Annotated in this window: 14 protein-coding genes; 9 read left to right on the plus strand and 5 right to left on the minus strand. The window is 67.0% G+C overall.

Annotated elements, in window-relative coordinates:
• Positions 1-6: 6 nt before the first annotated feature.
• The 4 genes from PV761_RS01475 to PV761_RS01490 form a co-directional block, all read right to left on the minus strand.
• On the minus strand, positions 7-399 hold the full coding sequence (locus tag PV761_RS01475; RefSeq protein WP_347893764.1) for a universal stress protein: 393 nt from the start codon (positions 397-399) through the stop codon (positions 7-9).
• A gap of 89 nt (positions 400-488) precedes the next feature.
• Positions 489-2,027 carry a tripartite tricarboxylate transporter permease gene (locus tag PV761_RS01480; protein WP_028272154.1) on the minus strand — a complete coding sequence of 513 codons (1,539 nt, stop codon included), beginning with the start codon at positions 2,025-2,027 and terminating at the stop codon, positions 489-491.
• Positions 2,027-2,539: a tripartite tricarboxylate transporter TctB family protein gene (locus PV761_RS01485; protein WP_347893766.1), complete on the minus strand. Its 513-nt coding sequence runs from the start codon at positions 2,537-2,539 to the stop codon at positions 2,027-2,029. Before PV761_RS01485 ends, PV761_RS01480 begins: the two co-directional genes overlap by 1 nt.
• A complete protein-coding gene (locus tag PV761_RS01490) occupies positions 2,536-3,543 on the minus strand; it encodes a tripartite tricarboxylate transporter substrate-binding protein (protein ID WP_028272156.1) in 1,008 nt (335 codons plus the stop codon). Before PV761_RS01490 ends, PV761_RS01485 begins: the two co-directional genes overlap by 4 nt.
• 267 nt (positions 3,544-3,810) lie before the next feature.
• On the opposite strand from PV761_RS01490, the gene PV761_RS01495 reads away from it, so the two are divergent.
• Positions 3,811-5,433: a sensor histidine kinase gene (locus PV761_RS01495; protein WP_347893869.1), complete on the plus strand. Its 1,623-nt coding sequence runs from the start codon at positions 3,811-3,813 to the stop codon at positions 5,431-5,433.
• On the plus strand, positions 5,430-6,116 hold the full coding sequence (locus PV761_RS01500; protein ID WP_347893768.1) for a response regulator: 687 nt from the start codon (positions 5,430-5,432) through the stop codon (positions 6,114-6,116). Before PV761_RS01495 ends, PV761_RS01500 begins: the two co-directional genes overlap by 4 nt.
• On the opposite strand, the gene PV761_RS01505 is transcribed toward PV761_RS01500, so the two are convergent.
• On the minus strand, positions 6,108-7,574 hold the full coding sequence (locus PV761_RS01505; RefSeq protein WP_347893770.1) for a lipase maturation factor family protein: 1,467 nt from the start codon (positions 7,572-7,574) through the stop codon (positions 6,108-6,110). The two genes, PV761_RS01500 and PV761_RS01505, sit on opposite strands and share 9 nt — an antisense overlap.
• A 105-nt stretch (positions 7,575-7,679) precedes the next feature.
• Between PV761_RS01505 and dxr the strand changes: the two genes are divergently transcribed.
• The 7 genes from dxr (at position 7,680) to PV761_RS01540 (ending at position 13,957) form a co-directional block, all read left to right on the plus strand.
• Positions 7,680-8,864: a 1-deoxy-D-xylulose-5-phosphate reductoisomerase gene (dxr, locus tag PV761_RS01510; RefSeq protein WP_347893772.1), complete on the plus strand. Its 1,185-nt coding sequence runs from the start codon at positions 7,680-7,682 to the stop codon at positions 8,862-8,864.
• Positions 8,865-8,882: 18 nt separating this feature from the next.
• Positions 8,883-10,214, plus strand: a complete 1,332-nt coding sequence (locus tag PV761_RS01515) for a site-2 protease family protein (protein WP_028272160.1) — start codon at positions 8,883-8,885, stop codon at positions 10,212-10,214.
• 105 nt (positions 10,215-10,319) lie between these two features.
• Positions 10,320-10,994, plus strand: a complete 675-nt coding sequence (locus PV761_RS01520; RefSeq protein WP_347893774.1) for a MarR family transcriptional regulator — start codon at positions 10,320-10,322, stop codon at positions 10,992-10,994.
• Positions 10,991-11,554 carry a hypothetical protein gene (locus PV761_RS01525; protein WP_347893776.1) on the plus strand — a complete coding sequence of 188 codons (564 nt, stop codon included), beginning with the start codon at positions 10,991-10,993 and terminating at the stop codon, positions 11,552-11,554. The genes PV761_RS01520 and PV761_RS01525 overlap by 4 nt, the downstream gene beginning before the upstream one ends.
• Before the next feature lie 42 nt (positions 11,555-11,596).
• The gene (locus PV761_RS01530) at positions 11,597-11,890 is read left to right on the plus strand and encodes a YciI family protein (RefSeq protein ID WP_028272163.1); all 294 of its coding nucleotides are present in this window, start codon (positions 11,597-11,599) and stop codon (positions 11,888-11,890) included.
• A 50-nt stretch (positions 11,891-11,940) separates the two neighbouring features.
• Positions 11,941-13,107: a flavodoxin-dependent (E)-4-hydroxy-3-methylbut-2-enyl-diphosphate synthase gene (gene ispG, locus PV761_RS01535; RefSeq protein WP_028272164.1), complete on the plus strand. Its 1,167-nt coding sequence runs from the start codon at positions 11,941-11,943 to the stop codon at positions 13,105-13,107.
• Positions 13,070-13,957, plus strand: a complete 888-nt coding sequence (locus tag PV761_RS01540; protein ID WP_028272165.1) for a GNAT family N-acetyltransferase — start codon at positions 13,070-13,072, stop codon at positions 13,955-13,957. The genes ispG and PV761_RS01540 overlap by 38 nt, the downstream gene beginning before the upstream one ends.
• Positions 13,958-13,981: the final 24 nt, after the last annotated feature.

A 13,981-nucleotide genomic window follows, 5' to 3' on the forward strand; every position in this document is an offset into this window, starting at 1 on the left:
AGGGTGCTAGCCGGCTTTCACCGCCAGCACCGGGCAGTCCGCCTCGAGCAGGATCCGCTGGGACGTGCTCCCCAGGATCAGTTTGCCCACCGGGGTGCGGCGGCGCAGCCCGATCACAATCAGGTCGGCGTTGTGCTCCTCCGCGGCGTCCAGTACCTCCGCGGCCGCATCGTGCCCGCGGACCGGCTGCTTGATCACGTGGTCAATGCCCTGCGTCGCGAGCCGCTCCTCGATGCTCTGGATCTCGGGCTCCTGGGCGTAGCGGTTATCCACCAGCGCATCACCCTTGGACGAGTTGATGACCAGCAGCCTGCTGTTGCTCTTCCGCGCCTCGGCGATGGCCTGGGCCAGCGCCGCTTCGCCCTCGGGGGTCGGGACGTATCCCACCACGATCGTCATGGTTGCTCCTTGTTTCTGCTGGATGGTTCTGCTGAGTGCGGGTAAGGGGCGGGCAAAACGCCCGGCGGCTGTTCAGTCGCTGTACTTGTTCAGTCGCTGTAGTCGGCTGCGCCGGAGTTGGCGGGAAGCAGCGGGCGGCGCCCCGGGCGGGCCTTGCGCCAGAGCCGCATCAGCAGCGGCCAGAGGAGGATGACTGCCACGATGACGTAGATGCCGACGGCGATCGGCTCGCTCCACAGCCCGGCCGGATTGCCGGCGCTGAGCTGGAGGGTCTTGCGGAGCTGCCCCTCGAGCCGCGGCCCCAGGATTACGCCCAGGATCAGCGGCAACACGGGGAGTCCGAAGCGCCTCATCATGAAGCCCAGCGCACCAAGCACCAGCAGGATGACCAGGTCGAACGCCTGCAGGTTCACCGAGTAGGCGCCCAGCGTGGCGAAGAACAGGATCCCGGCGTACAGGTACGGCCGCGGGAGCTGGAGGAGCTTCGCCCACAGCGGCGCCAGCGGAAGGTTGATGATCAGGAGCAGCAGGTTGCCGATGAACAGGCTGGCAATCAGTGCCCAGACCAGCGGTCCCTGGCTCGCGAACAGCTGCGGACCGGGCTGGATGCCGTAGGACGTGAATGCTGCCAGCATGACGGCGGCAGTCGCGTTGGTGGGCAGGCCCAGGGCGAGCATGGGGGTCAGCGTGCCCGCAGCCGCGGCGTTGTTCGCTGCTTCCGGCCCGGCAACTCCTTCGATGGCGCCGTGGCCGAATTCCTCCGGGTGCTTGGAGAGCCTTTTTTCCGTGACGTAGGAGAGGAACGTGGGGATCTCGGCGCCGCCGGCTGGGAGTGCTCCGAACGGGAAGCCGAAGGCTGTACCGCGGAGCCACGGCTTCCAGGACCGCTTCCAGTCCTGCTTGCCCATCCACGGGCGTCCCACCGGAATGACGTGCAGGGGCGTGCGGCGCAGGTGCGCGGCCACCCACAGGGCTTCACCGACGGCGAAGATGGCCACGGCCACCACCACGATGTCCAGGCCGTCCGCCAGGAGCGGCATGCCGAAGGTGAGGCGTTGCTGGCCGGTGACCGAATCCATGCCCACCAGGCCGATCGCCAGGCCCAGGCCCAGGGCCGCGAAACCGCGCAACCGGGAGGAACCCAGCACGGCGGTGACGGCCAGCAGGGCGAGCACCATGATCGCGAAGTAGCTGGGGGAGCCCAGGCTGACGGCGAACTGGACCACGATCGGCGCGCAGACGGCGAGCAGCGTGGTGCCGATGGTGCCGGCCACAAATGAACCGATGGCGGCGGTGGCCAAAGCCTGGGCCGCCCTGCCGGCCTTTGCCATCTTGTTGCCTTCGATGGCGGTGACCACCGACGAAGACTCACCGGGCGTGTTGAGCAGGATGGACGTGGTGGAGCCGCCGTACATGCCGCCGTAGTAGATGCCCGCGAACATGATGAAGGCGCTGGTGGGCTCCAAGGCATACGTGACCGGGAGCAACAGGGCCACGGTCATTGCGGGGCCGAGGCCCGGGAGGACACCCACGGCCGTACCGAGGACCACGCCGATGACGGCGTAGAGGAAATTCATGGGGGTCAGCGCGGTGGCGAAACCATCCATGAGGGAGGAGAAGACGTCCATTAGAGAATCCCTTCCAGCAGGCCGGCGGGCAGTGCGATGCCGAGGCCCAGGAAAAAGCCGTAGAAGGTCAGGATGGACAGGGCCAGGGAGATGAGGCCGTCACGGACGTAGTGCCGTCCGCCGAGGGCCCACACGCTGCCCCAGAACAGCACGGTTCCGGAGATCACCCAGCCGGCCCAGTCGATGAGCAGGATATTCGCGATGAAGGCGCCCACCAGGGGGAGTACCGTCTTCCAGTCGGCGGGGTGGGCCAGGTCAACGTCCTCGCCGCCTTCCGCCTCGCCCTTGCCGCCGCGCAGCACGTTCACTGCCAGGAGCACGGCGCAGACGATGAGCAGGCCGGCCACGATGAAGGGGACCGTCCTGGGACCCACGGGGTCCGACTTGGAATAGGGTGTCGCCAGGCCGTTGGCGTCGAGGAACACCATCACCCCGGCCGCCCCGAGCAGGAGGGCGACCCCCAGCTCGGAGCGGCCTTTGAGCCGTGAGGCCAGCGTTGGTGAAGAGCTCACGCCAGGCCAAGCTTCGTGAGGACGTCCGCCACCCGCTTGTCCTGCTCCGTCAGGAAGGTCTTGAATTCGTCACCGGTGACGAAAGCGTCGGTCCAGCTGTGCGTCTTCAGCGTCTCCTTCCAGGCCTCGGTACCGTGCATCTTCTCGAGGGCTGCGATGAGGGTTGCCTTGTCGGCGTCGCTGATTCCCGGAGGGGCAACGATGCCGCGCCAGTTGGTGAACACCAGGTCGATGTTGGATTCCTTCAACGTGGGGGCGTCAACGCCGTCCAGCCGCTCCGCGCCGCTGGTGGCGAGCACACGGACTTCGCCCGATTCAATCTGCTTGAGGTACTCACCGGCGCCGGAGGCCGCGAAGCCGAGCTTGTTGCCGAGGATGGCCGGGAGAAGGTCTCCGCCGCCGTCGTAGGAAACGAAGTTGACCTTGGTGGCGTCGATTCCCACTGCGCCTGCGAGCTGCATGGGCAGCAGGTGGTCGGGGCCGCCGGGGGAGGAGCCGCCGCCGACAGCGATGGAGCCGGGATCGGCCTTCCAGGCCTTCACAAGGTCGTCGATGGTTTTGTACGGCGAGTCCTTGCTGACCATGATGGCGCCGGGCTCTTCAATGAGCTTGGCCAGCGGAGTGGTGTCCGTCAGCTTCGATGCTGACTTGTTGGTGTAGCTGGCGCCCACCACGCCCAGGCCCATCAGCATGGTGAGGTCGCCGTTGCCCTTTTCGTTGACCACGCGGGCCAGGCCCACGGTTCCGCCGGCGCCGGCGAGGTTGAAGACTTCGGTGTTGGTGGCGATCTTCTCGTCGTCGAGAACCTTCGCGGCTGCACGGGCGGTGGTGTCATAGCCGCCGCCGGGCGTGTTGGGGACGAGGATCTGCAGCCCGGTGACGGGGCCGGCGGCAGCGCTGGAGCTGCCGCTCGTGGAGCTCTTGCCGGTGGCACCGCAACCGGTGGCCATCAGGGCGATGCCGGCGGCGACGGCGGCAATGCGCAATGCGCGGATCTGGCGCATGGTGTTCCTCTTCTCAGTAAAGTTCTTGGTCAAGCTGGTCAGCAAAACTGACTGGTGCATTTGATGCTAGGTGCGGAAGTGAGCGGCATCACTCTTGTGTACGCAGAGAAAGTTAAGTTCATTTCGTTCACGTTTCCGGCGCTCAACCGGAGCTCCTGCCAGTCTCACGGCGGAGCGGGCCGTGCATCCGCCCGGCAGGGCGCGCTGGGGTATAGTTCCGGTACCCACCCACCAGAGGAAAGAACCACAGTGACTCGACGAAGAGGAATGTCCCTCGCCGGGCAATATCTGGTCCTCCAGCTGCTGATTGTCCTGGCCGTCCTCGTCGCCGTCGTCGCGATCTCCCTCGCCCAGTCCGCAGCAGCGTTTGAGCGGATCGAGGGGCGCCGTGCACTGTCCGCCGCTGAAGCGCTGGGCAGCAATCCCGCCGTCAGGGCGTTGCTTCCCTCCGCCGAACCGCGCGGCAGTGCGGCCCTGTCCGCGGTCGCGGAGTCGGTCCGCACCGTTTCCGGGTCCGCGCAGGTGGCGCTCGCCCGGACTGACCGTACCGTGGTGGCGTCGTCCGATCCCGGACTTCTCGGCCGTCCGCTGGAACTTGGCCCGAGCAGGGTGATGGAGGGCCGCGCCTGGACGGGCGTCGTGGGCGGAACAGCCACCCCGGTCCTTTCGGCCCACGTACCGGTCCTTGATGATTCCGGGAAAATGATCGGCATCGCGTCCATCAGCCGGAACTACCCGTCCACGTGGGAGCGGCTGGGGGATGCGGTGCCCAACCTGCTGACCTACCTTGGAGTGGCCAGCGTCCTGGGGGTTGCCGGCTCCCTGCTGCTGGCCCGCAGGGTCAAACGGCAGACCCTTGGCATGGAGCCCAGCGAAATCTCGGGCCTGGTGGAGAACCGCGAGGCGATGCTGCACGGACTGAAGGAGGGGGTGGTGGCGCTGGACCTCCACGGCCGGATCACGGTGGCCAACGACAGTGCCCGGGCGCTGCTGGGCCTGCCCGCGGACTGCGTGGGCAAGGACCTTGCCGGCCTGCCCGTTGAACCTGCGCTCAAGGAAGTGCTGACAGGTGAGCAGCCCGGACAGGACCAGATGGTGCTGGTGGGGGAGCGCCTCGTGGTGCTCAACCGGGTGCCCATCCGGTCCAGGGGCCGCGTGATGGGTTCGGTTGCCACCTTGCGCGACCGGACGGAGCTCTCATCCCTGGAACGCGAGCTCGGGGCAACGCGTACTGCCACGGACACGCTCCGGGCGCAGGCCCACGAATTCGCCAACCAGCTGCACGTGATCTCGGGCCTGATCCAGATCGGCGAGTACGATTCCGTGGTGCAGTTCGTCAACGGCGTCACCGTGGACCGGACACGCCTCAACGACGACGTGACCAGCCGCATCCAGGACCCGGCGCTCGCCGCCCTGCTGATCGCCAAATCCAGCCTCGCAGCTGAGCGTGGTGTGCCGTTGCAGCTGGATCCCGGTTCGGTGCTGGCGCCGGTGGGCGATGAGCTTTCCCGGGACCTGGCCACCGTGGTGGGGAACCTCGTGGACAACGCGCTCGACGCCGTCACAGGAGTCGCCGAAGGGGCCGTCCGGGTCCGCGTTGAGGACACTCCCGAGGAAGTGGTGGTGACGGTCCGGGACACCGGCCCGGGCATCGACGGGGCAGCTGCCGATGAGATCTTCCGGCAGGGGTTCAGCACCAAGAAACCCGGCCCGGCCGGCGGCAGGGGCTTTGGCCTGGCCCTCTCTCGTGTTGTCTGCCGACGAAGCGGAGGCGAGCTCACTGTGGCCAACGACGGCGGGGCCGTCTTTACCGCACGGCTCAAGCGGGCGCCGCTGAAACGGACGCCCGCACAAGGGGTGCCGGCTACGGGAAGGGTGGCCCGGCCATGATCAACGTCCTGATCGTCGACGACGACTTTATGGTGGCCAAAGTCCACGCCGGGTTCATCCAGCGCACGCCGGGATTCGCCGTCGTCGGAGTTGCGCACACCGGAGCCCAGGCCATGGCGGAGACCGCCCGGCTGCAGCCCGACCTGGTCCTCCTGGACATCCACCTGCCCGACATCAACGGCCTGGACCTCATGGCCAGGCTGCGGGAAGCGGCGCCGGAACTGGACGTGCTGGTGATCAGCGCCGCCCGCGAGGTGGAGACCGTCCGCCGCGCCCTGCGTGGCGGGATTGTCCACTACCTGATCAAACCTTTTTCGCAGGCGGACCTGCAGGAACGGCTGGAGCACTACCGCAGCGCCTACCAGGGACTCGACCTGTCCAAGGACGTGGCCGAGCAATCCGACGTCAACCGGGTCTTCGGGCTGGAAAGCGCGGAACGCGCCGAACGGACGGAACCGCGCCTGCCCAAGGGCTGCAGCCCGGAAACCCTCAGCCGTGTGGTCGCTGTGCTCGAGTCCGCCGGGGCGGACTTTTCGGCCGCCGAAGTCGCGGACCTGCTGGGCACATCGCGGGTCAGCGCCCGCCGGTATCTGGAATACCTCCACGACGAGGCGAGGGTCGAGGTCCGCCTCAAGTACGGTGCCGGCCGTCCGGAGCGCCGTTACGCACTCAAGTCAGCGTGACCCCGGCGGCAGGGACAGCGGCGGAATGGCCTCGTAGAGCAGGGTCCTGATCCATCGCTGGCCCGTTTCGCGGTATTCCGCCCGGGTCGCGAAGCGGTACAGGTAGCTGTGGACGCGCACCCAACGCGGGCGGGCGCCGTCGAACGGGTCCTTGCGCAGGAGCCGCAGGACGGCTCCATCGGCTTCGAGCAGCTTGGCCAGGAAGGCGTAGAACCACTCCTCGTGGACGGTGCGCAGGGGCAGGAACCACATCAGCCAGTCCAGCCGGAGGTGGTACGGAGCCCACTGGCGCGGCAGCCGGCGGACATCGCCCGGCTTCCCGCGGAAACCGTACTCGCGCCAGTCTGAACCGTCGTCCGGTTCGTTGTCCAGCGTGCCTTCCACCACAATCTCGATCCGCAGTTTGGTCACCGTGCCGAACGCCCCGTAGGTGTTGACCAGCTGCCACCGGTTGAAGCTGGCGTTCATCAGCTGCCGGTGCTGGAGCAGGTTCCGGACCGGCCAGTAGCTGAGCACCAGCAGAAGCACCGTCACGGCAAGCACGACGGCGAGCCACCACACCGGGGTCCGCGCCCCGCCGTCGGCGGCACCGTAGGTGTGCCAGTCCAGCGGAATGACGGGGAGCACGGCGTGCGCCACCGGATCGCTCACTGCGGCGAAGGCCAGCAGGATTGCCATCCAGTTCAGCCAGGCGAAGTTTCCACTGGCCACGAGCCACAGCTGGGTGAAGATGATGATGCCCGCGGCGATGCCGGCCAGCGGTTGCGGGGCGAAGAGGAAGAACGGCACCACCAGCTGCGCGAAGTGATTGCCCAGGACCTCTATCCGGTGCAGGGGCCTGGGGAGGAGGTGCGCCTGCCGGCTCAACGGACCGGGCATCGGCTGGGTCTCATGGTGGTAGTACAGGGCGGTCAGGTCGCGCCACTCGCTGCCGCCGCGGATTTTGATCATGCCGGCGCCGAACTCGAGCCGGAACAGCAGCCACACCAGCAGGATCAGGATGGTCCGGGGCGGCGGTGTCTGGTCCGAGCCAAGGAAGGCCACCGTGAAGCCGGCCTCCAGGAGCAGCATCTCCCAGCCGAAACCGTAAAAGGTCTGTCCCACGTTGACTATCGACATGTACAGCAGCCACAGTGCCAGGAAGGCGATCATCGGCAGCCAGGGCGGTCCCAGCTGCGGAAGTCCCAGGACGAGCGTGGCCGAAACGGCCATGCCGCACCAGCAGACGAGCCGCAGGAGGCGGTCCGAGTAGCGCCACAGGAACAGGCTGGGCCGGCGGCGCCGCCGGAAGCTGTCCAGGTAGTCGGGGACCGGGAGCAGCCCGCGCTCGCCGAGCAGCGCCGGGAACTGGTTGCGGCAGGAGAGGAACGCCACAAGGAAGATCGTCGCGACGCCGCGCTGCAGCACCTGCCGGGCAAATTCATACTCCGGCGCGTCGAACCATGCGGCCCACTCCACGCTGTTCACGTTACGCCTGCCGCGCACGGCGTCAATGACCCCCGGTACCTGCCCGCCGGAGCGTCCGGCGGCGGCGGGACGGCCTGCGTGCGGGATACTTAACGGATGCAGCCACGCAGAATCGTTCTCCTCGGATCCACCGGTTCCATCGGCACCCAGGCGATTGACGTCGTCGACGGCGCCCCGCACCTTTTCGAGGTTGTGGCACTGAGTGCAGGCGGCGGGAACCTGGACCTCCTTGCCCGCCAGGCGGTCCATACGAAGGCCGGGGCCGTCGGTACGGCCAGCGGCGATGCGTCCGCCTTGCAGGGCCTGATCGACGACGCCGCCCGCGCGGCCGGGGTGACCGGCTACCGCCCGGAGATCATCACCGGCCCGGACGCCTCCACCAGGATTGCGGAAATCGGGGCCGACGTGGTGCTCAACGGCATCACCGGCTCGATCGGCCTGGCGCCAACGCTGGCGGCCTTGAAGTCCGGCGCCACGCTGGCGCTTGCCAACAAGGAGTCGCTGATCGTGGGCGGCGCCCTCGTGAAGGCTGCCGCCCGGGAAGGCCAGATCGTCCCGGTCGATTCAGAGCATTCGGCCATCGCGCAGTGCCTCCGGTCCGGGACAGCCGACGAGGTGGACCGGCTCATCCTGACGGCCTCCGGCGGACCCTTCCGCGGCAGGACCCGCGAGGAGCTCCACAACGTCTCGCCGCAGGATGCCCTGGCGCACCCCACCTGGGACATGGGCCTGATGGTCACCACCAACTCCGCCAGCCTGGTGAACAAGGGCCTCGAGGTGATCGAGGCGCACCTGCTGTTCGACATCCCGCTGGACCGCATCGACGTGGTGGTGCATCCGCAGTCCGTGGTCCATTCCATGGTGCAGTTCGTGGACGGCTCCATCATCGCCCAGGCCTCGCCGCCGGACATGCGCCTTCCCATCGCCCTCGGGCTGGGCTGGCCGGACCGGGTGCCGAAGGCAGCCGCGGCGTGCGACTGGACCCAGGCAACCAGCTGGACGTTTGAACCACTGGACACTGAAGCATTCCCCGCCGTTGGCCTGGCCAAGGACGCCGCCAAGCAGGGGAGCACCTACCCGGCCGTGTTCAACGCCGCCAATGAAGAGGCCGTGATGGCCTTCCACGCCGGCCGGATCCGGTTTACCGACATTGTGGATACCATCGAAGCGGTGCTCAGCGAACACCCAGGATCTTCCGGGCTGACAGTGGAGTCCGTACTGGATGCTGAAGCGTGGGCACGAGCGCGCACCCACGAACGTTTAGCAGTGAGCAGTCTCTAGGAAGCAGCAGATCTCAGCATGAGTCCCGTCATTCTCTTTATCCTCGGTGTCGTCTTTGTGGCGATCGGCATCGCCGTCTCCATCGCGCTGCACGAGGTGGGCCACCTCGTGCCGGCCAAGCTGTTCAAGGTGCGGGTCACCAAGTACATGATCGGCTTCGGCCCCACCCTGTGGTCCAAGCGCAAGGGGGAGACCGAGTACGGCATCAAGGCGATCCCGCTGGGCGGCTACGTGTCCATGATCGGCATGTACCCGCCAAACAAGGACGACGGCACGGTGCGTCCCTCCAGCACCGGCATGTTCCAGACCCTCGCCACCGAGGCGCGCTCCATGGCCCACGAGGAAGTGGGACCCGGCGATGAGAAGCGGGTCTTTTACCGGCTGCCGGTGTGGAAGAAGGTCATCGTGATGCTGGGCGGCCCTGCCATGAACCTGCTGATCGGCGTGGCGCTGACGGCCGTGCTCCTGATGGGCTTCGGGATCAGCACCCCCACCACCACCATCGCGGACGTCTCCAAATGCCAGGTCAAGGCCGGGGAAACGGTGGACCCGGATTCCGCCGACTGCAAGCTCACTCCAGCAGCTGCGGCGCAGCTCAAGCCCAATGACACCATCACCTCGTTCGACGGCAAGGCGGTGACCAGCTGGGAGGAACTGACAGGCTGGATCCGCGCCTCCGCGGGACGGGAAGTCAGCATCACGGTGGTACGCGACGGTTCGCCCGTCACCACCACCGTGACGCCGGTGCTCTCGGCGCGGCCGGTCATCGGCGCCGACGGGCGGCAGGCCGCCGATTCGAACGGGACCCTGCAGTACCAGGAAGTCGGTTTCCTGGGGATCGGTGCCCAGACCGCCCTGGTGGCCCAGCCGGCGTCGTCCGTGCTGCCCATGGCGGGGGAAAACATCCAGCAGGTTGCCGGCGTCGTCCTGAACCTCCCCGCGCGGGTGGTGGGCGTTGCCAAAGCGGCCTTCAGCGAAGAGCCCCGCGATCCCAACGGGCCCATCAGCGTTGTTGGTGTGGGCCGCGTGGCCGGTGAAGTTGCCGCCATGGAGCAGGTTCCGCTGCAGTCCAGGCTGGCCGCCCTGGTGGGATTGCTGGCCGGACTGAACTTCGCGCTCGCGGTGTTCAACCTGGTCCCGCTGCTGCCCTTGGACGGCGGCCATGTTGCCGGTGCGCTGTATGAAGGAGCCCGACGGCGGCTGGCCAAGCTGTTCGGCCGGCCGGACCCCGGGGCGTTCGATATCGCCAAGCTCCTGCCCGTGACCTACGTCGTGGCTGCCCTGCTGATGGGCATGAGTGCCCTCCTGATCTACGCGGACATCGTCAAGCCCGTCAACCTGTTTGGCTAATCAGCCCATTCCGGCTTGGATTTCATAATCAGCTCTTTTTGACTGATATTAGTAAATCAGCCGAAAAAGATTGATGTTTGGAAATCAGTCGATTATGTTTGCGGTATGTACGTTCTCACCATCGACCAGCGCGGCAGCACCGGGGACAGGGACCGCGTTCCCGGCCTGCTTGCCGAGCTCCACCGGAAGTCCACCGCCGGCCGGTTCGAACGTTCCGTCGGCGACGAAGTCCAGGGGGTGGTGGAAAAGCCTGCGGAAGTGGTGGACATCGCCCTTCATTGCCTGCGCAGCGGCCAGTGGTACGTGGGAATCGGAGTGGGGGCAGTTGACCTCCCGTTGCCGGCCAGCCCGCGGGAAGGATCGGGTGCGGCGTTCGTCGCCGCCCGGCTGGCAGTGGAAAAAGCCAAGTCCGCCGCCGCCCATGTTCCCTTGTCCGTGGTTCCCGGCGGGCTGCGCCGCGGCGGTGCGGCGCCCCCGGAGGCAGGAACCGGCATCAGGGCCTGCGCGAACGCCGAGGCAGTCCTCCGGCTGATTGGCCGGCTGGTGCAGGACCGCACGGAGGCCCAGTGGAAAGTGGTGGACACCCTCCGCGCACTGCAGCAGGACGCGTCAGTCAGGCACGGCAGCCAGAAGCTCGCCGCAGCAAAACTCGGAATCACGGAGCAGTCGGTGAGCCGCGCCGTCCTGAGGTCCGGCTGGCAGGAAGAATGGGCGGCGAGGCCCGCCGCAGAGATGCTCGTGGCCGTGGCCCATGACGCCGTGCTGGAAGGAAACAGGTGAACGCCCTCTGGATTACCCTCGCCCTGCTGACGGCTGGTTTCGCCGGCTGGCCTGTCACCGCGCTGGTGTTCCGGTTGGCCCGGACCATCGACGACAAGGCGGACGCGGCCACGGCGGCAGAAGACCGCGCCGCCCGGGACCGTGCCGCCGACGAAGCTGCCAACGACCCCGCCGCCGATGCCACAGTGGACCGGGCCGCCGCGGACAGTGAATCAGCGGGCCGGGAAGCCGTCGACGGCGAGATCACCGTAGCCGGAGACGTGGCCGCAGACGCTGCCGGAAAGGTGCCCGCAGCGACGGGCGCTCCGCCGGCACCAACCACCCGGATCCTGCGCGGAGGAGCCATCATCGGCGTCCTAGAACGGCTGGCTGTGTGCCTGGCCATCCTGACGGGGCAGCCCGTGGCGATCGCCTACGTCGTGGCCATCAAGGGTCTGGGGCGCTTCGCGGAACTGAAAGAGACCCCTGTTGCTGCAGAGAGGTTCATCATCGGAACGCTGTCATCCATGCTGTGGGCCGCCGGAGTCGCTGCCCTCGTCAAGATCCTCTTCCTTAGCTGAACCGGATACATACTCCGGCGGGCAGGGCGATAGGGTATCCGTATGACTGTTTTTGCTGTTGAGTACGTATACGCCGCCGAGTCCACCGAAGCACGGAACGCCGCCCGCCCGGCACACCGGGAATGGACCGCTGCCCTTGCCGGTGAAGGCGCACTCCTGGCCAGCGGGCCTTACGGCGACGGAGCCGGTGCCCTGCTGATCTTCAAGGCCGCCGACGAAAACGCGCTGAACGGGATCCTCAAGCAGGATCCTTTCGCTGCCGCCCAGGTCATTGCGGGCACGCGCACCACGGAATGGAACCCGGTGACCGGCCTGCTGGCCGAGCACGCCGCTTAACCCGCCGGAACCACCCCACCATCGATACTTCGACCTAAATAGGAGTCCACGTGACCTCGGTCAGCCTGGGAATGCCGTCAGCACCGCCACCCGTCCTCGCACCGCGCAGGAAAACCCGCCAGATCAAGGTGGGCTCGGTGGGCGTCGGCTCGGATTCGCCCATCAGCGTGCAGTCGATGACCACCACGCCCACCACGGACATCAACGCCACGCTGCAGCAGATTGCTGAGCTGACGGCCTCGGGCTGCGACATCGTGCGCGTGGCCTGCCCGTCAGCGGACGACGCCGAGGCGCTGCCGATCATCGCGCGGAAGTCCCAGATCCCCGTCATCGCGGACATCCACTTCCAGCCCAAGTACGTCTTCGCCGCCATCGAAGCGGGTTGCGCGGCGGTTCGCGTCAACCCCGGCAATATCCGCAAGTTCGATGACCAGGTCAAGGAAATTGCCCGTGCCGCCAAGGACCACGGCACGTCCATCCGGATCGGCGTCAATGCCGGATCGCTGGAGCCCGGAATCCTCAAGAAGTACGGCAAGGCAACTCCCGAGGCTTTGGTGGAGTCGGCTGTCTGGGAGGCATCGCTGTTCGAGGAGCACGGCTTCCACGACTTCAAGATCTCCGTGAAGCACAACGACCCCGTGATCATGGTTGCCGCGTACGAGATGCTGGCCGAGCAGGGCGACTGGCCCCTTCACCTGGGCGTCACCGAAGCCGGGCCTGCCTTCCAGGGCACCATCAAGTCCGCCACGGCCTTCGGCGCCCTCCTGTCCCGGGGAATCGGCGACACCATCCGTGTTTCCCTTTCGGCTCCTCCGGTCGAGGAAATCAAGGTGGGCAACCAGATCCTGCAGTCGCTGAACCTGCGTCCCCGCAAGCTCGAAATTGTTTCCTGCCCCTCCTGCGGCCGCGCCCAGGTGGATGTGTACACGTTGGCCGAGCAGGTCACGGCCGGCCTGGAAGGGATGGAGATCCCGCTGCGTGTTGCCGTGATGGGCTGCGTCGTCAACGGACCGGGCGAGGCCCGCGAAGCTGACCTGGGCGTCGCCTCGGGCAACGGCAAGGGACAGATCTTTGTGAAGGGCGAGGTCATCAAGACTGTCCCCGAGAGCGAAATTGTTGAGACACTGATCGAAGAGGCCATGAGAATCGCTGAAGAGATGGGGGAGGCCGATGGCGAAGATGCTGTCAAGGGTAGCCCCGTGGTTAGCGTCTCGTAGGGAGACCGCAGGATCCGGTATCTCAATCCGGGTCCTGTCCGGTCCGGACACTGCCACGCTGCGGGAGTTGGCCAGGAGGGACGTTGTAGCCAACGTCTTCATCCTGTCCCACCTGGCGGCCACGGGAACAGCCGCGCCCACCATGGGTGGGGCCAGCATCTTTGGCGTGTTCGACGGCGACACCCTGGTGGGTGCGTGCTGGGCCGGAGCGAACCTCGTTCCGGTGCAGCTTGACCCGGACCTTGCCGGGCTCGTGGCCGAGCACGCACAACGCTCCGGCCGCCGGTTCGCTTCCATCTTCGGCCCCGCCGAAACGGTCCTGGCCATGCATGAACAGCTGGAACAGCTGGGGCAACCGGCGCACGAGGTTCGCGCGGACCAGCCGCTGATGACCATCGCAGGCCCGCCCGGCGTGCCCGCCAACACGGAGCTGGGTGTCGGCCAGCTCGCCGACTTCGACAGGATCCTGCCCGCCTGCGCCGCCATGTTCGAAGAAGAAGTGGGATATTCGCCGTTCCTGGGCGGCCGCGAGTTTTACAGCAGGCGCGTGGAAGGCCTCATCAGGCAGGGCCATTCCCTTGTCCACCTCGATGGGGACGGCCAGGTCATGTTCAAGGCCGAACTCGGCGCCGTCACCCCTGAGGTGACCCAGGTCCAGGGCGTCTGGATGAACCCCTCCTTCCGCGGCCTCGGACTCAGCGCCGGCTACATGGCCGCCGTCGTTATGCTGGCGCAGAAACTGGCGCCCATCACCAGCCTGTATGTCAACGACTACAACGCCCGGGCACGGGCCACCTACGAGCGGGTGGGCTTCCACCAGGTGGGCACCTTCGCTACAGTTCTGTTCTAGCTGGCCCCAACGGCCGGCGTTCGA

Origin of the sequence: Arthrobacter sp. CC3 (genome assembly GCF_039907775.1) — a bacterium.
GTDB lineage: Bacteria > Actinomycetota > Actinomycetes > Actinomycetales > Micrococcaceae > Arthrobacter.

Coding starts and splice junctions, on each gene's coding strand:
- PV761_RS01475 (WP_347893764.1), bottom strand. CDS start 399: ATGACGATCGTGGTGGGATACGTCCCGACCCCCGAGGGCGAAGCGGCG.
- PV761_RS01480 (WP_028272154.1), bottom strand. CDS start 2,027: ATGGACGTCTTCTCCTCCCTCATGGATGGTTTCGCCACCGCGCTGACC.
- PV761_RS01490 (WP_028272156.1), bottom strand. CDS start 3,543: ATGCGCCAGATCCGCGCATTGCGCATTGCCGCCGTCGCCGCCGGCATC.
- PV761_RS01495 (WP_347893869.1), top strand. CDS start 3,811: ATGTCCCTCGCCGGGCAATATCTGGTCCTCCAGCTGCTGATTGTCCTG.
- PV761_RS01500 (WP_347893768.1), top strand. CDS start 5,430: ATGATCAACGTCCTGATCGTCGACGACGACTTTATGGTGGCCAAAGTC.
- dxr (WP_347893772.1), top strand. CDS start 7,680: ATGCAGCCACGCAGAATCGTTCTCCTCGGATCCACCGGTTCCATCGGC.
- PV761_RS01515 (WP_028272160.1), top strand. CDS start 8,883: ATGAGTCCCGTCATTCTCTTTATCCTCGGTGTCGTCTTTGTGGCGATC.
- PV761_RS01520 (WP_347893774.1), top strand. CDS start 10,320: ATGTACGTTCTCACCATCGACCAGCGCGGCAGCACCGGGGACAGGGAC.
- PV761_RS01530 (WP_028272163.1), top strand. CDS start 11,597: ATGACTGTTTTTGCTGTTGAGTACGTATACGCCGCCGAGTCCACCGAA.
- PV761_RS01540 (WP_028272165.1), top strand. CDS start 13,070: ATGCTGTCAAGGGTAGCCCCGTGGTTAGCGTCTCGTAGGGAGACCGCA.